We start from the raw sequence: 22,667 nt of genomic DNA, 5'->3' as shown, positions 1-22,667 counted from the left end.
TTATTGTTTTTCAGCGGTTTTTGATTCGTCTGCCATCGCGATATCCGTACCCAGCCTTTGCAGGTAAGCAATAAGGGCAACCAATTCCGTATTCGGATCAGCTTCTATTTCATCACCTCGCAAGCTTTCCACAATTTGCATTTGCTGCGCCTTAACGTCATCGTTGGCGATAAGCTCGTAACCTTCAGGATAAGGAACTCCCAATGTTCGCATGGCATTAATCTTGGCCACCGTGGTAGACGTATCAACATTATGGTCTATTAAGAAACCATAGACAGGCATAATCGAGTTTGGCGACATTCTATCCGGCTCAATCATGTGATTGTAATGCCAAGAGTCAGGATACTTTCCTCCCACTCGATGAAGGTCGGGACCTGTTCGTTTCGAGCCCCATAGGAACGGGTGATCGTAAACGAATTCTCCTGCTTTGGAATACTCTCCATAGCGCTCGGTTTCGTACCTGAACGGACGGACCATCTGCGAGTGGCAGTTGTTACATCCTTCTTGGATGTATACATCTCTACCGTGCAATTCGAGCGGAGTGTAGGGTTTCACAGAAGAAATAGTAGGGATATTGGATTTCACCAAGAAAGTCGGAACCATTTCTATTGCACCACCAATCAAAATAACGACAAGAGAAAGAATTAAAAGCTGAACAGGCTTGCGCTCAATCGGACGATGCCAGTGTTCTTTAGGACCTGTGTACTCGCCTTCAAGTGCAGGAGCTTCTGCCGCTTCTTCTTTCTGGAAGCTACCTTGTTTGATCGTAACTCTGAGGTTATAAATCATTACGATTGTACCAGTCAAGTATAGGGTTCCACCGATTGCTCTCATGAAGTACATGGGCAAGATCTGCGTTACCGTTTCAAGGAAGTTACCATAAACCAAGAATCCATCTTTGCTGAATTCTTGCCACATAGCCCATTGAGTAAATCCTGCCCAATAGAGTGGTAGTGCGTAGAACACAATACCAAGTGTTCCCAACCAGAAGTGCACGTTGGCCAACTTGATAGAGTGAAGTTTCGTTTGCCACATTTTTGGTATCAGCCAGTATAGCATACCGAAAGTGAGGAATCCATTCCATCCCAGGCCACCGATATGAACGTGAGCAATGGTCCAGTCGGTAAAGTGACTGATGGCATTGATACTCTTGATAGAGAGCATCGGACCTTCGAAAGTGGACATACCATAAGCAGTAACGGCCACCACCATAAATTTCAATACCGGATTTTCTCGCACTTTATCCCAAGCACCTCTCAAGGTGAGAAGACCGTTGAGCATACCACCCCAACTCGGTGCGATAAGCATGATAGAAAATACCGTACCTAAACTTTGCGCCCAATCGGGAAGCGAAGTATAGAGCAAGTGGTGAGGACCCGCCCAGATGTATAGGAAAATTAAGGCCCAGAAGTGAATGATGGACAGTCGGTAAGAGTAGACAGGTCGATTTGCAGCTTTGGGAATGAAGTAATACATCAGTCCCAGATACGGAGTAGTTAAGAAGAAAGCTACGGCATTGTGACCGTACCACCATTGCACCAAGGCATCCTGAACTCCTGCGTACCAAGAGTAGGATTTCATGAAAGAAATTGGAAGTTCAAAAGAGTTAACAATATGCAAAACCGCTACCGTAACGAATGTGGCGATATAGAACCAGATGGCCACGTAGAGGTGTCTTTCGCGACGCTTGATGATGGTCATCATCATGTTCCAACCGAAAACAACCCAGATCAAGGCAATGGCGATGTCAATTGGCCATTCTAGTTCGGCATATTCTTTTGAGGTGGTAAGACCAAGGGGCAGACTGATGGCCGCGGCAACGATAATAAGCTGCCAACCCCAGAAGTTGATCTTGGAAAGCTTATCGCTCCACATTCTCGCTTTGAGCAAGCGCTGGAGGGAATAGTAAACCCCGGTAAAAATTCCATTACCCACGAATGCAAAAATGATGGCATTGGTATGGAGAGGTCTTATCCTACCAAAAGTGGTGTACTCGATTCCCATTGAGAGCCCCGGGTAAACCAAAGAAAAAGCGGCATATAAGCCGACCAACATTCCTACGACTGCCCAAAGTATGGTAGCGTAGGCAAAGAGCTTAACGATTTGATTATCGTAGTAAAACTTTTCAAGCTTCATATCTCGTCTTAATTTGAAGTATTATCGTTTGAACCTGATTTTGTTTCTGAGTCGAAGAGCATCCTTACCGAAGGGGTAAAGTCATCATCGTATTGCTTGGACTTCACTGCCCAGAGAAAGGAGACTAAGAAAACGATCGCCACTACCAAGCTGATTCCGATGAGTAAAAAAAGTGCTTCCATTGAATTTATTTTTGGGCGATACAAATGAAGCGCATGTGGCTTCTGATTTTTATGATGTGCGTCATAACTTAAACTGACTTTTATCAGTTTTTACTCAGTGAATTTTTGAGTGAATTTTTTTCGATACAATAAAGTGGTTCTTAAAGTGACAAAACCCACTACGGTAATTGAACTGATCGGCATCAATATCGCGGCGATCACAGGAGTCAGAACTCCCTGAACGGCAAAGAACAAGCCGATACCATTGTAAAGGAAAGACAAAGCAAAGCTGAGTCGAACCGTCTTTAATACCTCTTTTGAATAGTCAAAGAATTCCGGTAGGTGATGAAATCCCGCAGAGGAGAGAATAGCATCTGAAGCTGGTGCAAAGCGGAATACATCATCTGCTACGGAAATGCCCAGATCGCTTTCTTTTAGAGCTGCTGCATCATTGAGTCCATCGCCGATCATGGCAGTTACAGCGCCTTGTCGGCGAAGCTTCGCAACAAACTCTCGCTTCTGATGGGGAAGTTGATTAAAAAGCAGGCCGTTTTTCTGATTAAAAATTTCTTGCATCCGCTCCTTTTCCGAGTCATTGTCGCCACTGAGTAAATAAAGTGAATAGAACTTTTTTAAGTTTTTGATCAGGCGATTCAAATTGGATCGATACTCTTTCTGAATAGAGAAGTTGGCTACGGTTTTGCCGTTTCGGCTGAAATAGACCGCACTAGCATTCATGGCCTTTCTATCAGAGACATTATACCCTGTAAAGTCAGCAGAACCCAACCGGTAATGATCTCCGGCAAATTCGGCTTGAAGACCTTTTCCCTTCACTTCCGTGAAGTTTAAAATCTTCGGAAGAGTTTGATCTGAAGCTTTTAAAGATTGGGCAATCATCCGGCTCAAGGGGTGGCCGGACTGAGCAGCCATGGCTGCTGCTATCGCCTTGTCGAGTAGGGTGAACTCCGATGCCTCGATTTCAACTTTTGAATCAGAGCCACGGGTTAAAGTTCCCGTCTTGTCAAAGACGATGTGACTAACTTCGGCCATACGACCCAAGGCGGCTGCATTCTTAAGATAGAGGCCTTTTCGACCTGCCAGTCGTATGGCATTGCCATAGGCAAATGGAAAACTTAATGCCAATGCACAAGGACAGGCTACGATTAAGACGGCACTAACGGCATTCAAAACCAAACTCGGGTCGAAAACCATCCAAAATAAACCAGCTGAAAGAGCGATGAACACGATTACATAGGTAAAGACCTTCCCCACCCGATCGGCAAAACTCTCCAGCTCGTGTTCTTTTTTTTGATTTCCATCAGAATTCCATAAACCTGTTAAGTAGCTCTGATCAACCGATTTGGTTGCTTTAAGCACGATGGAAGCTCCCGTCTGCCGACCTCCTGCATATAGGGCCTCTCCACTTTGAACCTCTACGGCTTCGCTTTCGCCACTCACAAAACTGTAGTCGAGATGGGCATCTCCCTCAACGAGAATAGAATCTACCGGAATGAGTTCTCCGCTTCTCACACGAAACTGATCTCCTTGCTTAATGTGTTCAATTCCGATTGACCTCTCTCCATCGGCGTCAACCAACTGAACTGAAATTGGAAAATAGGATTTGAAGTCTCGCTCAAAGGAGAGACTATCGTACGTCTTTTGTTGGAACCATTTCCCGACAAGGAGAAAAAAGACCAAAGCCGAAAGACTGTCCATGTAGCCACCCCCTCCTTCTAAGAAGATTTCATAGGTACTTCTCAAGAAAATCGCCAGAATACCCATGGAAATGGGAACATCCATATTGATAACCTTCCTTACCACAGCTCTCCAAGCTGAGAGCAGATAATCGCTGGCCGAGTAAAACAGCACCGGAAGAGCTAACGCAAAATTCAAGTACCCAAAAAACGATCGGTACTGAATGGCCAGCTCTTCGCCAATCGCGAGATACTCGGGGAAGCTGAGCAGCATGATATTTCCGAAGCAAAAACCGGCCACGCCGATTTGTGTGATGAGCTTAAAATTGCCACGATTTGTCTTTTTCTCAGAGGTAGTTTCTAAATTTAGCTCAGGCTCATACCCAATGGCGGCGAGTTGCTCAACCAGCCTGCGCAGTGAAACGATTTGAGGATCGTAAGTGAAAGCGGCTTCGCGCTTGACGAAATTCACACGCGACTCGATGACTCCGGGCACTAGCTTGCGAAAGTTTTCGATCAGCCAGATACAGCTTGCACAATGCATGGCGGGTAATTTCAATGAAACTTTAGCAAGTTTTTCACTTTTGAAGGATAGAATTTTCATCTGAATACTTTCGTCATTCAGATAGGCAAACTTCTCAGAGGCAGGAGCTTTTAGGGTCTTAATTCCGGGATTATCAGCGTAGTCATAATACCCTTCTAAATCGCAGGATTGCAGCAGCTCATAAACGCTTTTGCAGCCATGGCAGCAAAAATCCTTTTCTTGAAATCGAACATGATCTGACTCACAGGGGTCACCACAGTGAAAACAGGCAACCTTTTCTCTTACTTCTCTACGCTTCATCAGGCAGTCATTGCGGGGAAAAACAGTGTGCTTTGGTTATCGAAAAATGGTTTGAAAGCCTCATCCTCACCGTATTTCGAAAGAAGATAATTGATATTGCTTACGACAATTGTATGGTCGTCATACCGTATCGGCTTAAGAAGCTTGCCTGTAATCGGTTCTTCTACTTTTAGCACACCCACATTTTTACTGTATTGAGTCAGATAATCCAACAAGAGTCTTTCTTCTTCAGAACTGAGATTTTTCTCTCCACTTTCGATCGCGAGCCAATTGACATCAGGATTACCGGTAAGTTTTGGGAAAATCTGAAAAAATTGTTTCACCCCTTGGATAGACTGTCGAGACCCATCTGTGATAAGTAGAATGTTTGAGATGCTGTTAAACTCTTCCGGAACTGCAATGGACGCACAAGAATTAGCAGGGAAATCATGGCCGATAGCCAGAAATTGAAGAACTGATTTCTCTACTACTAAAAGATCGGAGAAGGCCGCCATACTGAATAAACGATCTTGATTGCCGTTAATCAAATGGTCAATTCTCAATGGGATTGATTTTGAAAAACAAATGGAGCTGATATCATCCAAAATCTCCTCGTGAGCCATTAATTCTCCGGGTTCATCATCAAGAATACATAACCGGATACTCACATTATCTCCTGCAACGAAACCATTCACAAAGCGAATAATTCCCTTCCCGGTAGATTTTGAGGATAAGGCTAATAGAATTTTTTTGTCAGTCATGAGCAGGCTATTACTTACCAATAACGAAAGTCGCCATTCTGTATAGCCCGTATTATGACCTGAGTCAGTTCAAAACATGATAAATATCAGGATTGCTCAACGTTTGGATGCGAGCAAGAGACCTTTTGGATCCAGTATCCGAATTTTTCGACCTTGAGTCTCAATAAGATTTTCTTTCTTGAATTCATTGAGCAATCGAATAAGCGACTCAGTGGCGGTTCCAACAATGTTGGCAAGGTCCTCTCGCGTAAGGTTAATTTCGATTTCACCTTCTAGTTCGTGCTCGATACCGTAAGTATCCTTCAGCATTAAAAGACTCAGCGCAGCTCTTTGACGTACGCTTCTCTGGGCCATTTCCGTCATTTTTGAAGCCATTACTCCATTTTCTTCGCAAACGGCTTTTAAGATGTCAGTGTAAAATTTCCCTCCAGGCTTTAACAGCTCCAGGAAGTCCTCTTTGGGAACAAAGCAAACCACGCAATCGTCTAGTGCTTCGGCAGATAGGTTATAGTGCTGGTCAGAAAGGAGGGCCTTATATCCCAATAAATCTCCTGAAGCTGAGATTTTAATAATCTGCTCCTTTCCGTCAATTCCCAACCGGTACACTTTGATTCTCCCTCTGCTCACACAAAAAACCCCAAGTGGTCTGGTACCTTCATGAAACAGTACTTGACCCTTTTTGTATTTTGTACAGGTTTTTCCGGCGTCAACATTTTTCAATTCACTCTCAGTGAGTGAACCAAATAGTGATCTATGATGCGATTGGCAAAACTCACATGCCAATGATGTATGGGTGGATGTTCTGGAACTTGCCATATATTTAACTGTTCTTCTTCGTTCTTCCCGCAATGAATTTCTATGAGGATAATATTACAGAAATTTTTAAACAAAAATAGGCTTTGACCGTGTACGTTTGGCAGTTTCTTCGATTTATTCAATCAAGTCTGATGCAAAAAGTTTTTGTGTGCACGACACTGCTATTGCTGTCCTTTTCTTCAAAAGCACAAGAACGGATTGACTCTATTCCCGAATTTGTTCATTTTTTGTCGTCAATTCCAAAAGATGAAGTAGTCCTAATTATTTTGAGTGATGGCAGATGCGGAAAGTGCCTTTTGGCAGAAAATGTGAACTACCTTGAAAAGCTTAACTCGATATTTCTTTATCCAATAGGCATGGTAGACTCCGGAAGTGATTTTGGAAAAGTGATCTCAATGAAACACCGAATCAACAAGCTTCCGGCAATACTGGTCTTAGATAACTCCGGGCAACTGCTCCGAAGAATCTACGAATTGCCAATTGAAGTAGAAGAAATGCGGGAACTTCAACTCCCTTTTGATACTCTTCCGAGAGGTAAATCGCCACTCACTTTCGACCTCGACTATCCCAAGTTCTTTGAACAGTCATTTCATCGCTCTGCTCAAAGTCAACCCTATGATGAGGTATTGAGTCTGTTTTTTCAATCGAATCCAAAACTTCAAGACGAAATGGTTTGGGCAGTTGCTCTGCGTTTCCATTTGAAGGATGAGATGATAAACCAAATCATTTTGGAGCGAGACACGTTAATTGGGCTTTTTGGGAAAGAGGAGGTCTACGATAAACTAGACAAGTTCTTTTTCGACCAAATGAAAGCTTCAGTGCGATCGGGAGTGGAAAGTCAATTCGAGTCTATGATTGCAAAAGCAGAACTCGCATTTGGACAAGATGAATTTGAGTACACCTTTAAATACAAATCCTATTTCTATCAACTCACAGGCAACTGGAATGCCTACTTGAAACTGGGAAATGAAATTAATGCAAACGGACTACTTCCTCAGCAAACTCTGACTGAAATGGCTCAGATACTTTTAAATTATTCGAATGAAGAAGGTATTCTGGGAGAAGCATCAGGGTGGTTTTCTGAGGAGCTCACCGATTCAAATTTGGAAAATGCCGATCTCAAAGTAATTCTTCTTTGGAGAGGAGGAGAGAAAACTGAAGCGAAAGAATTGGCATTGAAAATAAAAGCTCTGCCAAATTATTCAGAAGTAAAGTTTCCTTACTCGAATTCCATAATGACTGGTCAGAAATAAAAAAACGCCCTCGGGATAGAGGGCGTTCAAATTTGAGCTTAGTTCCAAGGTTTTATTTCTTAACCTTCTTTGGCTTGACCGGCTGCTTAAAGTATTTGGGCTTCACCATTTCTTCTTTACCGAGATATGTCCAGTTTATTTCTTCCCCATAGGTGCTTATCACCGTGTTGATATCTTCAAGAGAAGTGTTTAACACTCGGTCTGTGAACCTATCCATATTTTTCCAGCTACCTTGAATCTCATTTACACCCAAAGACATACTAATGGATGAATTCGTTTCTTGCCCCATATAGTAATTGGTCAAAAACGACTGTTTCGTACCTTCCAATTCCTTTTCCTCATAACCTTCAGTCCGAACAGAATTAACCAAGTCAATCATTACCTCCAAGCTTTGTTCGGGGTCTGTAGTAGAAATGTAGACTTGATTCATCGGCCTTGCTATATACCCCGTAGATCTGGCCGACGGCGCGTAAGATAGGCTTCTCTTGGTGCGAAGCTCTTCAAAGAATCGCATTCCTAAAATTCGCATGGCCAAGGAATTGTGTATCGATTCCTCCGTTCCTTTCTTCGGAGCGCTAAATACGCCGGTGATATAGTTCGTTTCTATATTGCGGTCTTCTACAGTCAGTCCTGATTTAACACCATCTTCTGCTACAAACCAATTGGCTTTTTTGCCTTCAGCCAATTTAGATACTGCGCTATTTTCTATCATTGAACTCACTTTTCCGTGAGGAACATCTCCTACAAGTACCATGAAAACATTTTGCTTACAAAAGACTGAAGCATAGTATTTCTTGACAAGAACTAAACTGAGCGATTCGAGAGATTCCAACGTTCCCGAAGGTTTCTTAGCGTAATCAGTTCCTTCCCACGTGCTTGCCATGGCTAAATCCATTAAATGCGCATCAGGATTTGTCTTGGCCTGTTTGGCATTCGTGATCATTCTATTCTTAATCAGGTCAAAATCTTCCTGTCGAAATGCAGGGTTCGATATGGCCTCTAGGTAGATATCAGCAGCATCATAAAAGTACTCCTTGATACAGCTAAGTGAAATATTTCCATAATCGTAGCCTGTGCTGGCAGAAATTCGGGCTCCAATTGATTCCAGTTGTTGCTGGTACTCCATTTTTGAAGTAGACGCAGGTCCTCCCTCAGCAATCATGGATAACATTAGCTCCTCAACACCTTGTTTTTCCGCATCATAATTGTTGACGCCTCCTCTTATAAAAGTGCGCATACTAACTGTACCCTTAACTGATTCGCGGGCAATTATTTTAATTCCTGACGCCTCCAGCTGAGTTGTTTCAGGTGCGGTTTGTCCATTTGTCGTCCACGAAACTGCCATGGCCAACACAATAAATAAGGTTCTTGTAAACATTCTATTCGTCTTTAACATGGTTGTTACATTGAAATGGGTTTGATACTGCTGATATCCATCGACTCTTTCATAGCCGGTGATACCAGAATACCCGTTATGTTCGGGTTTCCGTGGATGTACTTCTTAACGTACACTTTCATATCATCTCGCGTTACTTTCTGCAAATTGTCAATGTAACCCAAGTAGTAATCAATTGTAGCAGATGCCCACCAAAATGTAATGGAGTGAACGAAGTTAGAAGTGCTTTCGCGACCGTATACATCTTGTATCAATAATTGGTTCTTTGCCGCTGCTATTTGCTCATCGGTGAAATAATCGTCAGAATCCCATGCAGCAACTTCGGCTTCGAGAGCTGCTATAGCTTCAGTGATTTGCTGTGGATTCGGAACGAAAAAGGTCGTGATCGGCCCGACGTGCTTCAAGGTTTGGTATGAGCTACCGGCCTGGTATGCCAAACCTGATTCAACCAGATTTTTTTGGAACCTGCTAGAAGGAAGTGAAAGTATAGTATGGAATACATCGGCAGCATAGGTTGCTTCTATGTCTTCCATCGATTTTGGTCCGAATTGCTGAATCATCATAATCGGAACCTGTGCATTTTCGTTTACGGTAACCACCGTTTTTGATTCGGTCAATGGCTCAAATTCGGGAATTGGATACTTCTCAAAGATCTCAAAGTCACTAGGCTTCCAGTCTCCAAATTGTTTCATGACCATTTTCGATACGCGGTCTCGATCCACTGCACCTGCTACTACCAGCAACGTATTGTTCGGATAGTAGTATTTCTGTTGAATGGTGCGCATTTTTTCAGGCGTGGCCGTCAAGATAATGTCGTGATCCCCAATGGTGTTTTTTCGGCTGTAGTTCTCTCCCCACATAGCACGGTTCACATCATTCATTAAGAAAAATACAGGATTCGATTCAGCTCTTTGGAATTCTCCGTCTACAACGGGATTCTCATTTTTCATCTCCTCTTCCAAAAACAGCGGATAGCGTATGGCGTTATTCATAAACTCTAGACCTTCTTCCAGCTTAGTGCTGCTAAGTGTACAGTAGTAATTCACTCGCTCATCACTCGTGGTTCCGTTGAAGGAAATCCCTAACTCATTCACGCGCTCCAAGAACTTCTCCTGTGAGGGAATATTCTTGTTCGCTTTAAAAAACATGTGCTCGTACAAGTGGGAGAGTCCATCGTATTCAGGGCTTTCAGTGTAGGCTCCATTGTGAACGGCTATTTCAATAGTGACAAGAGGTACACTCGGATCTTCAATCACAAGTAATTCAAGACCATTATCCAGTGTATCGAAATAAAAGTTTTCGGGCATCTCGTTTTGGGCGGAAACTTTCGAAAGCGAGAGTAAACCTGCACCAAACAACAAAATGGCTGCAATTCTAATTTTTTGGATTTTCATTCGTGGTTTTTGTTAAAATGAACAATTGGTAAAGATAGAAGATCGAAGGAGTCAAAAAATACCGCCCATGGGTTTATTCTACCGACAGTCAATAAAAGAAAAAACATCTAAGGATGATATAGCTCAATTCACAATTATTCTAAATCCGATATTAAAGTTGACATTTGCGGCTTGAAATTAGAATCCATTATCTCGCGTGATCTGCGCACAGTTGAGTTCGGGCTATTATGCCTGAGTTCTGTACTATTTATGGGGAGTTTCAATATGATCATTCCCGAGTTACCCAATTATATTACCCAGATGGGTGGTGCAGAATACAAAGGATTGATCATATCCTTATTTGCCTTCACTGCTGCGGTGAGTAGACCATTCAGTGGGAAGCTCGCCGACTTGGTAGGCAGGAGGCCCGTAATGATTTTTGGCGCATTGGCAGCCGCCATCAGCTCAGCCATTTACCCGTTGATTTCAGGGCTATTTGCTTTTTTTATTCTTAGACTGATTCATGGCTTGAGCACGGGCTTTAAGCCAACGGGGACAACAGCATACTTAGCCGATATAGTGGGAGACAAAAACCGAGGAGAGGCACTGGGAATGCTCGGTATGTCAGGAAGTGTGGGCATGGCTGCGGGCCCTGCAATTGGTAGCGCTATCGCGCTGAATTTTGGGCTCGAGGCGATGTTTATAGTATCATCCATTGTGGGATTTTTAAGTGCCGCTTGCGTAGTCGTAATGAAGGAAAGCGTGGTATCCACAAAAAAGTTCAGTGCCAAAATGCTCATCATTCGCAGTGACGAGGTCATCGACAAGGACGTGTTCCCATCTTCATTTGTAATGTTGATGACTACCTATTCATTTGGCTTGGCATTAACTATCATTCCTGATTTCAGTGATTTCCTACAGGTAAAGAATCGAGGACTTTTCTTCACGGTCATGCTCGTTTCCTCGGTCATCACCCGACTTTTTGCCGGTAAAGCCTCCGATCGATACGGTAGAGTGAAATTACTTCTTGCAGGAACTGCAGCGCTCACCACAACCATGACGATACTTGCTTTAACGACAAATCAATTCGTTTTCTTCGTCGGTGCCGTCTTCTTTGGTATTTCTACGGGAATCAACTCCCCTACCCTTTTCGCCTGGACAGTAGACCTTGCCAATCCCGAAAAAAGAGGAAAGGCCATTGCCACCATGTTTATCGCCTTGGAGGTTGGGATATTGTCAGGTGCCCTGATTTCTGCAGAGCTCTATTCAAACGACTCTTCAGGTTTTCCAATTGCTTTTGGATCAGGAGCGGTTCTGGCATTGATCGGCTTCGGCTATTTATTACTAAGAAAAAGAAGAGCGAGAAACTACATCTAAGAGCAGTTATTGCATGAAGATTTTTTATTTCTTTGCACCCTTAAAAATCTGAGGGATAAGTCCTCAAACAACCAGTTAATAAATTATTTAACCATGAAATTAAAGTACTTATTAGGTTTGATCTTGGCAATATGCTTCGGTACGATGAGCGCTCAAGAGGAAGGAGATTTGTCTGCGGCTGACAGAGACAAGCTTGAAGCAGCAATCGAGTTAGAACATGACTCGCTTTGGCATTTAGGTGGAACATTTGGCTTGAACTTCAACCAATCTTATTTCAGTAATTGGGCTGCAGGGGGTCAAAATAGTATTTCAACCACTGCCTTAACGAGCCTGTTTGCCAATTACAAAAAAGGAAAGCATTTGTGGACCAATACATTGGATCTCGCATACGGTATAATCGCACAGGACAATCAGAAGGCGATTAAAACGGACGATCGCATTGATTTTACATCCAAATATGGCTATCAGTCCAAAAAAGAACAGTGGTACTACACTGGTTTATTCAATTTCAGAACTCAATTTGCTGAGGGTTTTACAATCGAAGAAGGAGTAGAAATCGGAGATCCGATTTCAGACTTCCTAGCCCCTGCATTCTCCATTTTCGCCCTCGGTGCGGACTACAGACCAAACGAAAAGTTTTCGGCATTCCTTTCGCCCGCAACAACTAAGATCACGATTGTTACTGTCGATAGATTGGCGACAGATTTTGGTCTGGATGAAGGAGATAATGCGCGATTTGAAATTGGTGCTTTTGTGAAGGTTAGTTACCAAGATGATATTTTTGAAAATGTTAACCTGCTTACAAAAATTGATCTGTTCTCAAATTACGTAGAGGATCCTCAGAATGTCGATGTGAACTGGGAGACCCTAATTACCATGAAAGTGAACAGCTGGCTATCTGCCACGCTCACTACGCAACTTATATATGATGACAACATCACTATTGGAGCTGAAGATGCTGTACTAGGTGATGATGGGGAGACCATCATTACTCCTGCGGTTTTTGGCGGACCAAGAACTCAATTCAGAGAGGTCTTTGCACTTGGACTTTCTTTCAAAATCTAATTACTCAATTGCAAGATGTTAAAAAAAGCGGAGCCATGGCTCCGCTTTTTTTGTTCGTACCACTTTCTTTGTGCATTCAAAACAAAACCAATGAAAAAATTATTCCTTCTCGCATTTGTTTTCGCAGCGATCGTGGCGGAAGCACAACAAGTAGAATACAAAGTGGTAACCAGTATTGAATCAATCATTCCCGCGGGAATAGGTAGATCGCGTATTATCAGCGAAGAAGATGAACTGAACTACGAAGACTTTACTACCGAACGAACCGACGGAAAGAAGTCAAAACAGGGAGATGTGAGCCGTGGCGATGCGAAGATTGCCAAATTCGAAGAGACTAAACTCTTGAACTTCTTTAGCATCGCCGGAATCAATTTTCAAAATATTGCCTCAAATGATGCCCTTATTACTGATAAAATTAATAAGATGGTCGCGCAAGGCTGGGAATTGGCCTTTGTTGTAAGCGGGGTAGAATCTGACGCTGGAAAAGGTGATGGTCAGGGTATATTCATTACCAGATACATTTTTAAGCGAACGATTTAGTCGCTTAAAAAAAGCTGATTACTAAAATTCAGCATGTACAATTTTTCAGAGGCTCGAGTAATTGCGGTGTACAGCCATCGCAAGTACTCTGTGTCCAGCATTTCTTCCGTGAGGTAGCCTTGATCAACAAATACAGCAGGCCACTGTCCACCTTGCGATTTGTGACAGGTAACCGCATAGGCAAACTTGACTTGTAAGGCATTGTAAAACGGATCGTTTTTCAATGCCTCCATTCTCTCCTTCTTCGTTTTGAGGTGCTCGTACTCCATTAATGTTCTGCGGTAAACCTCATCGGTCGCGGCCTTTGGCATTGAAGCCGAATCAATATCCAAAGCGTCCAGCCAGAGCAAGACTTCCGTTTCAGGCTCACCCGAGTAGTCGATCAGTCGAACGCTGGCTTCCTGAAATTTAAACCCATACCTCTCATAAAACTTTCCGAGTCTGGTAATTTCCATTACGTCACCATTGGCTATAAAGCCCGCTCCCGATTTCTCATCCGCCCAATGGTAGTTATTTCGAACGGCCATGACAAAGTCACCTCCTGATATTTCCTCTTCTCGAAAGAACACTCGCGCACGGATCTCCTTGTTGTATTGATTTGCTCGCTTGTTAGAGCGAGTAACCAAAATAGCTCCCTCGACACCCCTTTTTGAGAATTCGTCTTCCAATGATTCTTGTAATTCATATCCCGTAAGACTTTCCACATCAGGTGAATTGGGGAGAGCCATCGGAAAAACACTCATATCTGCTTTTTCCAAAGCCTTTCTAATCCGCGTTGCCAAATCAAGAATACCTGAATCCTCTTTTTGCCGAGTGACATCAATGAGTTCTGAGAGCGCTGCCGTGACATGAAAAGAAGTCTTGAGGTACTTCAAATCCAGTGCAGGGCTGTAATCACTCCCAACGGGCGGAAGCTGTGCCCCGTCTCCGATTAAAATTAGTCGACAGTTTTTTCCATTAAACACATATTCAAATAAGTCAGTCAAGAGATCCCCTCCCCCGGAAACGGAGTAGTTTTCACTTCCAATCATGGATGCTTCATCGACGATGAATACCGTATTTGTATGGAGATTGGCCCCTGGAACGAAAAACACACCTCCTGCGGGTGTCTTTTGCTTGAAATAGATCTTCTTGTGAATAGTAAATGCGGGCCTTCGCGTATATGCCGACATTACTTTAGCTGCTCGCCCCGTCGGTGCGAGCATCACATATTTGTAGTCAAAGTAGGGCAGCGTTTTTATCAGTGCATTTACAGTGGTTGTCTTACCCGTACCAGCGTATCCTTTTACCACCAAAAGGCAATTGACTTTATCACTGGCGACAAATCTCCCTAAAGCATAGAGCAATTTTTCCTGAGAGGGAGTCGGGTTAAAATAAAAGTTTTCATGGAGCGATTTTTCAACCCTCCGCGCTATTGAATCTCCTTTATCTGAATTCACATTCACAAGCCGAAAATAAGCCAATTTTAGCCGTTGATGAATTAGGTCGTAACAAACTCGGTCGTTTCAAAAAAATTGTAGTTTTGTTGCCGTTACTAAAGAAAAATAGATGCAAAGTATAGGACGTTTACTCGGTGCTTATTTGTTCCCGGCATTGCTTATTGTTTTTGGGCTGCTACTTCTCATAGTGTCTGCTGGACAAACAAGCCTTTTTAAGATTGCGGGTTTAGGTATTCTGATCGTTGGAATTTTGGGAGCACTTTATGTGAAAGGTGTTGTCAGTCGCCAAATTCAGATGATTGTAACCATCATTGTTGCCGTTGGTGCGGTTTACTTTGCCTACATGGATTACGCCGTAATCCAAGATGAATTGGCAGCTCACCGCAAGAAAGAGAAAGTGAAAGTAGCCGTCGTTCAGCGATTAAAGGATATCAGAAAAGCGCAAATCGCCTACAACAAGCAGTATGGTAAGTATGCCAACTCCTTCGATTCACTAATTTACTTTTTGAAAAACGATGAGATTTCACTTATCAAGCGTTTGGGTTCTTTGCCCGATTCATTGCCTACGGAAGAAATGGCCATGGAAGCGGGAATTATACAAGGTATGCCGGAAGGTATGACTGATGAGGACGTAATTGCTCAAGGTTTGATCGTAAGAGATACCATCGAGGTAGGTGTATTGGGATACGTTTTTAATGACGACGATAGAGAGAAGCGTAAGGCCAAGTTCTACGTTGACTCATTGCCCTACGTACCATATGGTGATCACCGTTTCAAGATGGAGTCTGACATAGTTGACATTAGTGGTGCTCCAACTGCTGTTTTTCGAGTGGTAGATCCAAAACCATTTGCTGATCAATACAAGGTTGGTTCATTAACAGAAGCCAGCACCAGCGGTAACTGGACAGAGTAAAAAAAGATCCGCCATGGAAAAAATCACCTTAGGCGAAGAACATTTTGAAACGATTGGGCTCCTTTTTGAGCCCAATTTTTTTCAGATCTATTGCTATTCAGACCTAGAGGGAGATGTTTTTGTAAAAACCATTTCTTGCAAACGCAACGGTCAGTATGACTTCAGCGAATTGAAATCTAAAAATCACCTTTTCGCATTAAGCTCACAGCCGCACTGGACTATAGTGCCAACGGCCGTATTTCGAGAAGAAGATGCCAGAGGCTACCTTGAATTGACCACGGGCTTCGAAGGAAAAAGTCTTTTTTCTCATTCAACTCTCGAGGGATTGGAGTCTGTACTCATTTATGAACGAGATACGGAAGCCGAAAAATTGCTAAGTCAAATTCAGCCGGCGTTAGAGGTCAAACATTTGGCAGGTACCCTACTCGAGCATGGACGAAGAAAAGTGAGCGAAAGCAAGGGCGATCTATTGCAAATACAAGTACTCGATCAACTGGCTTTAGTGACAATCTTTAGACAAGGCTCACTACTTCTGGCCAACTGCATTGAAATAAACAAATCCGAAGATTTGATTTATTATACCTTCTATACCCTTAAAAAGCTAGACATCTCAACCGAAATTCGGACAGAGATCAGTGGATCAGGAACTATTTTTTCTTCCGTGAAAAAGCAAGCAGCTAAATTCCTGACTAATTTGAATGACTCCGGGAAGGACTCAGTTAGTGATCAACTAGCAGTAATCATTGCGCAATGCGCGTAGTCGGAGGAAAATTTAAAGCGCGGAGGTTTGAGGCACCCAAGCATATCAAGGCTCGCCCCACTACCGATATGGCCAAGGAGGCCATATTTAATGTGCTCAACCACCATGATTTGTTGATGGATGCTACGGTTCTTGACCTATTCTTTGGGATCGGCGGTATGAGTTTGGAATTTGTGAGCCGCGGAGCGACCAACGTGACAGCGGTAGATGTCAGTCCCATATCGAAAAGGCACCTTTTAAAAATAACCAAGGATTGGGGGATCAATAACCTCAGGGTGGTGCAGGCCGATGTTTTCAATCTCTTCAAAAGTCCCAAAGGAAAATTTGATATTGTATTTGCCGATCCGCCATATGCGGAAAAAAGAATTCCCGAATTGCCCGATTTGGTTTGGAATACGGGTTGGCTTTCAACGGGTGGTATCTTCATTCTCGAACATGGCAAAGAGACCGATTTGAGCGATCACCCCCGATTCACGGAACACCACCAAATGGGAAATGTCCATTTCAGTTTCTTCAGATAGAGGGTTGGAGGATTAGAATTACTTTTGCTTGTCATTAGAACAAAAGCATGCAAGACAAGATCACAGCTCTTATTGAAAAAGAAATCGAAGCCATTCGAAATATCCCAATCGAAGGTGCGGTAGAAAAAGCCGTAGAACTCATTTACGAACAGGTTCATCAAAAGGATGGCAAAGTAATCGTGAGCGGAATGGGAAAAGCCGGGCAGATAGGTGTAAACATTGCCACTACGCTAAGCTCAACGGGAACGCCTGCGTTCTTTTTGCACCCCGCCGAAGCGCAACACGGAGATCTGGGTATCATCCAAAAGAATGACATCGTAATAGCCATCTCAAACAGTGGTAAGACGAGAGAATTGATTGAGCTCGATTTTTTGGCTCATCGATTGCATCCTGATATTAAATTCATTGTCCTTACCGGAAAAAAAGATAGCGACCTAGCTGAGAAAGCTGATGTGGTATTGTGGACCGGTGGACCTGAAGAGATTTGTCCATTGGGCCTTACACCTACCACCTCTACCACGGTAATGACCGTAGCCGGAGATATATTGGTAGTATTGCTCATGGAGAAAATCCAATTTACAAAACAAGAATACGCGAAGAGGCACCACAGCGGTTACCTCGGACAAAAAGCAAAAGAAGAATGAACCAATTTTTCCTGATAGCGGGGCCATGCGCCATTGAAGATGAAGCCATGGCTTTTCACATCGCCGAAGAGGTGAAGAAAATATGCGATGATCTGGACATCCGCTATATTTTCAAGGGTAGCTATGAAAAAGCGAACCGAAGTAAATTAGACAGCTTTACAGGTATTGATAAAAACGAGGCCCTGCACATTCACAAAGCCATCCGAGATAAATTCAAAATCGAAAATATCACCGATGTACACGAAAGCAACGAGCCTGCTGAAGTAGCCCCGTTTGTCACGCACTTGCAAATTCCCGCATTTCTCTGCCGGCAAAGTAAATTGCTCAAAGCTGCCGGTGAATCGGGATGCACGGTGAACATTAAGAAAGGTCAGTTTTTGAGTCCTGAAGCGATGAAATTTGCCGTGGAAAAGGTCAAAGCCACCGGCAATGACAAAGTTTGGGTCTGTGAACGCGGAACCACATTTGGCTATCACGACTTGGTAGTTGACGCTACATCGATCAGTCGGATGAAAAAAATCGGTCAACCAGTGGTCATGGATTGCACTCACAGCGTGCAAAAGCCGAATCAAACGTCTGGTGTAACGGGAGGCGATCCCGAACTCATCGAGGCCATAGCCCTTTCGGCGATGGCCACCGGAGCTGATGGATTCTTTATGGAAGTTCACCCCGAGCCTCATACTGCTCAAAGCGACCCTTTTACCATGCTGGAGCTGAAGAAGCTCAGGCCGATTTTGGAAAAATGCATGAAGGTTAGAAAAGCACTTAATTCATAAACCATGGACAAGATTGCCATCTTCCCGGGATCATTTGATCCGATTACCAAAGGACACGAAGACATCATCAAGCGTGCGCTACCTCTTTTTGATAAAGTGATTGTCGCCATTGGAGTCAACTCCAATAAGAAGTATATGTTTTCGTTAGAAGAGAGAATGCAATGGATTAGACAAACGTTCAACTTCGAGGACCGCATTGTGGTGGATCATTACGAAGGACTCACCGTCAATTATTGCCGAAAGGTAAGTGCATCCCATATCATCCGAGGCGTTCGGAATGCGGAGGATTTTCAATTCGAATCTTCTATATCACAAATGAACAAGGAGCTTGCTCCTGAAGTCGACACCATCTTTTTTGTGACTAGCCCCGAGCTTTCAGCCTACAGCTCAACCATTGTGCGCGATATACTGAGAAACGGCGGTGATGTCACCAAATTTATACCGAATTCGATCCAACTGAATGAGGATTTTTAAGATCTGCCTTTTCTTATTGCTACCATTTTCTCTGGCAGCTCAAACCACCTCAATCAATGGCACTTCGCTGGAATGGTCGGGGTATATTGTGGAAATTAGCCGTTATCAAAATCTCATTTCAGGTGAAAAGATCTTCTTGGCTCGAGATACGGTCGATGCCAATGGAAAATTCAGTCTTTCTTTTGATGTTAGCGAAATCAATCAAGTCTGGTTGAGCGTCAATCGATTTACGGCTCCCCTTTTTGTCGAGCCTAAAAAAACATATGAATTGGGAATCTCTCCTTCGAGGGAATTTGTTTTGATACCAAGCTGGAGACCAGGAAGTTTCGAGTATATTTTCACTAATCTCGATTCATCAGATATAAACGCTGAGATCATAGAATTCGATCAATCCTATTTTGACTTTTTCACTCAGAATGCCCGACTTATCGGGAATCCCGCTTTGCGCAAAGAGGTGAAGGATTTTGAATCCAAACATACTTTTCCCGAAAAAGATTTTTTAGCAGATTACATTCAGTATTCATTGGCGGAAATGAAACAAACCGTAGGATTTCCAAAGAATGAGCTGTACTCAAGCTATTTAAAAGATGAGGATTTGAAGCTATCAAATCCATCGTTTTTTTCTTTTTTCAATGTCTTCTACAGCGATTATTTTAATCGATACGATGTAACTTTTGGCGGAATGAGCATCTCGAATCAATTTGCAGGAGGATTGACTTATGAAGGTTTAGACAGCCTCTTTTTGAGAGATGATTTCCTTCAACGTGCTGATATCAGACAATGGGTGATACTCAAATCGATCAAAGAAACTATCTACTTGAAGACTTACTCCGGGAAAAAATTAGCTGAAATTTTACTCGCTATTGAATCCAATGCTCAAACCAAATCAATTGGCACAGCCGCACAAAAAATCAGGTCAGACTATGAGCGTTCGACATCGGCGAACTTACAAGAACTCTTCCCGCCTATTAAAGAGCTAGAGCTCCTGCCAAAAGAGACATTAGTAGTAGTTTCTGAAAATAACAGCAACGAATGGAAGCGAGAGTCAAGCTTGATCAATATGCTATTGGAAGAGTATGGCGAATACTTTCAAGTAGTAGAGATAACCATGGGAATGGATGATCAAACCGAAAAGAATTGGGCTACCGTTTCTTTAACTTCACCTGAGGCTTTTTTGAACGACCTGGATATATACCAGCTCCCTTGGTATGGCTGGATGGACTCGGCAGGAACACTCACAAAAAATATTAATAAACCCAGCGAAGGATTAGAGGAGCGGCTCTACTCCATTCGAGCAAAAGCAAAAGAAGCTCAGAAAATTAAAGTGGGGCAATAACACCTCCGAGGATCACGCGAATATTTGGATAAGTGTCTAAACCTTCTACGATATTAGCTCCGAGATCCTGCCATTGAACCTTTTCAATATCTTCCTCCGCTTGTGGAGTAAATTCCTGTTGGGCACTAGTCATATCATACCAATATGTCTTCTTTAAAATTCTTACACCGTCCTGCTCATAGGTATGATAACTAGGTGCCAGCGCTTCACCAATTTTCAGATCACTAACTCCACATTCTTCTTCAACCTCTCTTAGCGCAGCTTGTTCAGGTGTTTCGCCTTCGTCTATTTTGCCTTTCGGCAAATCCCATTTTCCCTTTCGGAAAATCAACAGATACTCGTTGTTTTCATTGTGCACCAATCCACCCGCTGCTTCTATTTCCTTAAAGTGAGCCCGGAAATCTGCCCAAAGCATTTCTAAGTCGTGGTAATAAAAAATGACACCTTCTAAATGATGCGAATTTTCCAACAAATTGATGGTGTAGGATAGCTCTTCAAAATCGTCATATGTCAGATATACCTGGTTATCACCGATTGCGTCGGGAATCCTTCGGTCCGTAAGGACAATTGACTTATTGTTTATGAAAACTTTATACATTTGAAGTCATGCAAAACACTCAAACAGCAGAGCAAAAAATTGCTGAATCCCTCCTTAAAATAAAAGCCGTCAAACTCAGTCCCAGCGATCCTTTCACTTGGGCCAGCGGCTGGAAATCGCCAATCTATTGCGATAACCGCCAAACCCTCTCTTTCCCCGAAGTCAGGCTTTTGATAAGAGATGAATTCGTTCGCAATATTCGTGAAAAATTTGGTAATACCGAGGTAATAGCCGGAGTAGCTACCGGAGGAATCGCTCACGGAGCCTTGGTGGCGGAGTCGCTCGGCCTTCCGTTCATCTATGTCCGCTCCTCATCCAAAGGTCATGGATTACAAAACAAGGTGGAAGGCTACTTTGAAAAAGGTCAAAAGGTGATGGTAATAGAGGACCTTGTTTCTACAGGAAAAAGCAGCTTGGACGCTGTTGAAGCACTCAAGGCAGCAGGTGTTGATGTGATAGGCATGGCTGCGATATTCACATACGGCTTCGAAATTGCAAAAGAAAATTTTGCAAAAGCAAACTGTGACTTGATCACACTAAGCAACTATTCCGCCCTGATTGAAGAGGCCAAAGAATTAAATTACGTGGATGAGGAAAGCCTTCAATCACTGAAAGAATGGAGGAGCAATCCTCAAAACTGGAGTGCATAAGCATGAAAATCGAGAGTAAAAAAGTCAACATCAATGCACCTCGTGAAGAGGTTTTCAACTACGTTTCCCATCTGGATAATTTCAAGGACTTACTTCCAATGGATAAAATCTCAGATTGGGAAGGCCGAGAAGACTATTGCAGCTTTAAGATTCAAGGTACGGCAACGATAGACCTCCATTTGGAAAAGGCAGATTCACCTTCATTTATCCAATTAAAGAGCGGTGAAAAAGCTCCTTTCCCAATCAATATGGACATTTTCTTTGATGAAGCCGACGCTGTAACTGAGGTATATCAGGAGGTAACTGCTGAAGTGAACCCTTTCTTGAAGATGATGGTTCAGAAACCATTGACCAACCTTTTCGACTTCATTGCCGACAGGCTTCAGGAAAAATTCAATAAAGAAGCTTGATACTTTTTGGCAGATAAGCTTTTTCTACACCATTGGTTTTTACCAATAGCCTGCCATCCTCGGTGGTACCGACAATGCGCCCCTTCATTTTGGTGGCATTCTCTTCGAAATAGATCAATTGGTTTAATCCGAATAGTTCTGCTTCGTATCGTGATTTCTGATTTCTAAAATCACCGTTGCTGAGTAGTTCCCATTCCATGTTGAGATTTCCCAGTAATTTTTCCAAAACGTGATACTTATCGACTTCATTCCCCGTAAGGAGCTTAAGAGAAGTGACATGGGGCATTTTGGAAAACTCTGTTTGATTTATATTCAACCCTATTCCACATATAGCCGAGGGACTCATGCCTAGTTTATTTTCAATAAGTATTCCGGCGATTTTTTTCTGATTCACCAGAATATCATTGGGCCATTTAATTCTGACACCCCCTTTAAAATAATCCTTGAGGGTTGAAACGATGCTTAAGCTAATGGCTCTAGAAACGCTAAAAAACGCACGAGTATCAAACCCACTGAGAGGCAATGCGAAAGAAAAAGTAAGGTTTTGATCCTTGTCACTCTGCCATGTTGCCGTCCGTTGACCTCTGCCATTCGTCTGAAAATGCGCCAAAATAGCAGTTCCATAGGCGTATTCCCCTGCATCGATAGCTTTGGCAATATAGTTGCTCGTGCTGTCAACAGAATCCAATTCTATGATTGACTTTCCGATCATGGTTTAGAACTCTTCAGACCGCTAAAATGCTTAATTTTG

At 43.0% G+C, this 22,667-nt stretch carries 23 protein-coding genes; 13 read left to right on the top strand and 10 right to left on the bottom strand.

Annotation, left to right across the window (positions count from 1 at the left end):
- The 5 genes from ccoN to O3Q51_01120 form a co-directional block, all read right to left on the bottom strand.
- Positions 1-2,136, bottom strand: coding sequence for a cytochrome-c oxidase, cbb3-type subunit I (gene ccoN, locus O3Q51_01140; GenBank protein ID MCZ4407395.1), 2,136 nt, complete (start codon positions 2,134-2,136; stop codon positions 1-3).
- Positions 2,137-2,144: 8 nt separating this feature from the next.
- A complete protein-coding gene (ccoS, locus tag O3Q51_01135; protein ID MCZ4407394.1) occupies positions 2,145-2,318 on the bottom strand; it encodes a cbb3-type cytochrome oxidase assembly protein CcoS in 174 nt (57 codons plus the stop codon).
- Between the two features lie 90 nt (positions 2,319-2,408).
- Positions 2,409-4,835, bottom strand: a complete 2,427-nt coding sequence (locus O3Q51_01130) for a heavy metal translocating P-type ATPase metal-binding domain-containing protein (protein MCZ4407393.1) — start codon at positions 4,833-4,835, stop codon at positions 2,409-2,411.
- A complete protein-coding gene (locus tag O3Q51_01125; protein ID MCZ4407392.1) occupies positions 4,835-5,575 on the bottom strand; it encodes a hypothetical protein in 741 nt (246 codons plus the stop codon). Before O3Q51_01125 ends, O3Q51_01130 begins: the two co-directional genes overlap by 1 nt.
- A 96-nt stretch (positions 5,576-5,671) precedes the next feature.
- Positions 5,672-6,391 carry a Crp/Fnr family transcriptional regulator gene (locus O3Q51_01120; GenBank protein ID MCZ4407391.1) on the bottom strand — a complete coding sequence of 240 codons (720 nt, stop codon included), beginning with the start codon at positions 6,389-6,391 and terminating at the stop codon, positions 5,672-5,674.
- 131 nt (positions 6,392-6,522) lie between these two features.
- On the opposite strand from O3Q51_01120, the gene O3Q51_01115 reads away from it, so the two are divergent.
- Positions 6,523-7,644: a hypothetical protein gene (locus tag O3Q51_01115; protein ID MCZ4407390.1), complete on the top strand. Its 1,122-nt coding sequence runs from the start codon at positions 6,523-6,525 to the stop codon at positions 7,642-7,644.
- A gap of 52 nt (positions 7,645-7,696) precedes the next feature.
- Here the strand turns inward: O3Q51_01115 and O3Q51_01110 are convergent, their stop codons facing one another.
- The gene (locus O3Q51_01110) at positions 7,697-9,022 is read right to left on the bottom strand and encodes a pitrilysin family protein (GenBank protein MCZ4407389.1); all 1,326 of its coding nucleotides are present in this window, start codon (positions 9,020-9,022) and stop codon (positions 7,697-7,699) included.
- Positions 9,023-9,045: 23 nt separating this feature from the next.
- Positions 9,046-10,434: a pitrilysin family protein gene (locus tag O3Q51_01105; protein MCZ4407388.1), complete on the bottom strand. Its 1,389-nt coding sequence runs from the start codon at positions 10,432-10,434 to the stop codon at positions 9,046-9,048.
- A 171-nt stretch (positions 10,435-10,605) separates the two neighbouring features.
- On the opposite strand from O3Q51_01105, the gene O3Q51_01100 reads away from it, so the two are divergent.
- The 3 genes from O3Q51_01100 (at position 10,606) to O3Q51_01090 (ending at position 13,395) form a co-directional block, all read left to right on the top strand.
- Positions 10,606-11,790 (top strand): MFS transporter, encoded by a 1,185-nt coding sequence (locus O3Q51_01100; GenBank protein MCZ4407387.1) that lies wholly within the window; start codon positions 10,606-10,608, stop codon positions 11,788-11,790.
- A gap of 93 nt (positions 11,791-11,883) precedes the next feature.
- Complete coding sequence (locus tag O3Q51_01095) at positions 11,884-12,855, top strand: DUF3078 domain-containing protein (GenBank protein ID MCZ4407386.1); 972 nt, start codon at positions 11,884-11,886, stop codon at positions 12,853-12,855.
- Positions 12,856-12,945: 90 nt separating this feature from the next.
- Positions 12,946-13,395, top strand: a complete 450-nt coding sequence (locus O3Q51_01090) for a hypothetical protein (GenBank protein ID MCZ4407385.1) — start codon at positions 12,946-12,948, stop codon at positions 13,393-13,395.
- Here O3Q51_01090 and O3Q51_01085 read toward each other — a convergent pair.
- Positions 13,392-14,834: an AAA family ATPase gene (locus O3Q51_01085; protein MCZ4407384.1), complete on the bottom strand. Its 1,443-nt coding sequence runs from the start codon at positions 14,832-14,834 to the stop codon at positions 13,392-13,394. The two genes, O3Q51_01090 and O3Q51_01085, sit on opposite strands and share 4 nt — an antisense overlap.
- Before the next feature lie 109 nt (positions 14,835-14,943).
- On the opposite strand from O3Q51_01085, the gene O3Q51_01080 reads away from it, so the two are divergent.
- The 7 genes from O3Q51_01080 to O3Q51_01050 are packed head-to-tail and all read left to right on the top strand — an operon-like array spanning position 14,944 to position 20,258.
- Positions 14,944-15,747 (top strand): hypothetical protein, encoded by an 804-nt coding sequence (locus O3Q51_01080; GenBank protein ID MCZ4407383.1) that lies wholly within the window; start codon positions 14,944-14,946, stop codon positions 15,745-15,747.
- A gap of 13 nt (positions 15,748-15,760) precedes the next feature.
- On the top strand, positions 15,761-16,507 hold the full coding sequence (locus O3Q51_01075; protein ID MCZ4407382.1) for a DUF3822 family protein: 747 nt from the start codon (positions 15,761-15,763) through the stop codon (positions 16,505-16,507).
- Positions 16,498-17,028, top strand: coding sequence for an RsmD family RNA methyltransferase (locus O3Q51_01070; protein MCZ4407381.1), 531 nt, complete (start codon positions 16,498-16,500; stop codon positions 17,026-17,028). The genes O3Q51_01075 and O3Q51_01070 overlap by 10 nt, the downstream gene beginning before the upstream one ends.
- Before the next feature lie 47 nt (positions 17,029-17,075).
- Positions 17,076-17,672, top strand: coding sequence for an SIS domain-containing protein (locus O3Q51_01065; protein ID MCZ4407380.1), 597 nt, complete (start codon positions 17,076-17,078; stop codon positions 17,670-17,672).
- A complete protein-coding gene (kdsA, locus tag O3Q51_01060) occupies positions 17,669-18,448 on the top strand; it encodes a 3-deoxy-8-phosphooctulonate synthase (GenBank protein MCZ4407379.1) in 780 nt (259 codons plus the stop codon). The genes O3Q51_01065 and kdsA overlap by 4 nt, the downstream gene beginning before the upstream one ends.
- 3 nt (positions 18,449-18,451) lie before the next feature.
- Positions 18,452-18,922, top strand: coding sequence for a pantetheine-phosphate adenylyltransferase (gene coaD / locus O3Q51_01055; protein MCZ4407378.1), 471 nt, complete (start codon positions 18,452-18,454; stop codon positions 18,920-18,922).
- Positions 18,909-20,258 carry a hypothetical protein gene (locus O3Q51_01050; GenBank protein MCZ4407377.1) on the top strand — a complete coding sequence of 450 codons (1,350 nt, stop codon included), beginning with the start codon at positions 18,909-18,911 and terminating at the stop codon, positions 20,256-20,258. Before coaD ends, O3Q51_01050 begins: the two co-directional genes overlap by 14 nt.
- Here O3Q51_01050 and O3Q51_01045 read toward each other — a convergent pair.
- Complete coding sequence (locus O3Q51_01045; protein ID MCZ4407376.1) at positions 20,242-20,856, bottom strand: NUDIX domain-containing protein; 615 nt, start codon at positions 20,854-20,856, stop codon at positions 20,242-20,244. The genes O3Q51_01050 and O3Q51_01045 overlap by 17 nt on opposite strands.
- Before the next feature lie 8 nt (positions 20,857-20,864).
- Here O3Q51_01045 and pyrE point away from each other — a divergent pair, with 8 nt between their 5' ends.
- Both pyrE and O3Q51_01035 read left to right on the top strand, forming a co-directional pair.
- Positions 20,865-21,506: an orotate phosphoribosyltransferase gene (gene pyrE, locus O3Q51_01040; GenBank protein MCZ4407375.1), complete on the top strand. Its 642-nt coding sequence runs from the start codon at positions 20,865-20,867 to the stop codon at positions 21,504-21,506.
- A gap of 2 nt (positions 21,507-21,508) precedes the next feature.
- A complete protein-coding gene (locus O3Q51_01035; GenBank protein ID MCZ4407374.1) occupies positions 21,509-21,916 on the top strand; it encodes an SRPBCC family protein in 408 nt (135 codons plus the stop codon).
- On the opposite strand, the gene O3Q51_01030 is transcribed toward O3Q51_01035, so the two are convergent.
- On the bottom strand, positions 21,900-22,628 hold the full coding sequence (locus O3Q51_01030) for a biotin--[acetyl-CoA-carboxylase] ligase (protein ID MCZ4407373.1): 729 nt from the start codon (positions 22,626-22,628) through the stop codon (positions 21,900-21,902). The two genes, O3Q51_01035 and O3Q51_01030, sit on opposite strands and share 17 nt — an antisense overlap.
- Positions 22,629-22,667 lie beyond the last annotated feature (39 nt).

This window comes from Cryomorphaceae bacterium 1068 (assembly GCA_027214385.1).
Classification (GTDB): Bacteria; Bacteroidota; Bacteroidia; order Flavobacteriales_D; family Cryomorphaceae; genus JAKVAV01.
This window is presented reverse-complemented; position numbering and strand designations above follow the sequence as displayed.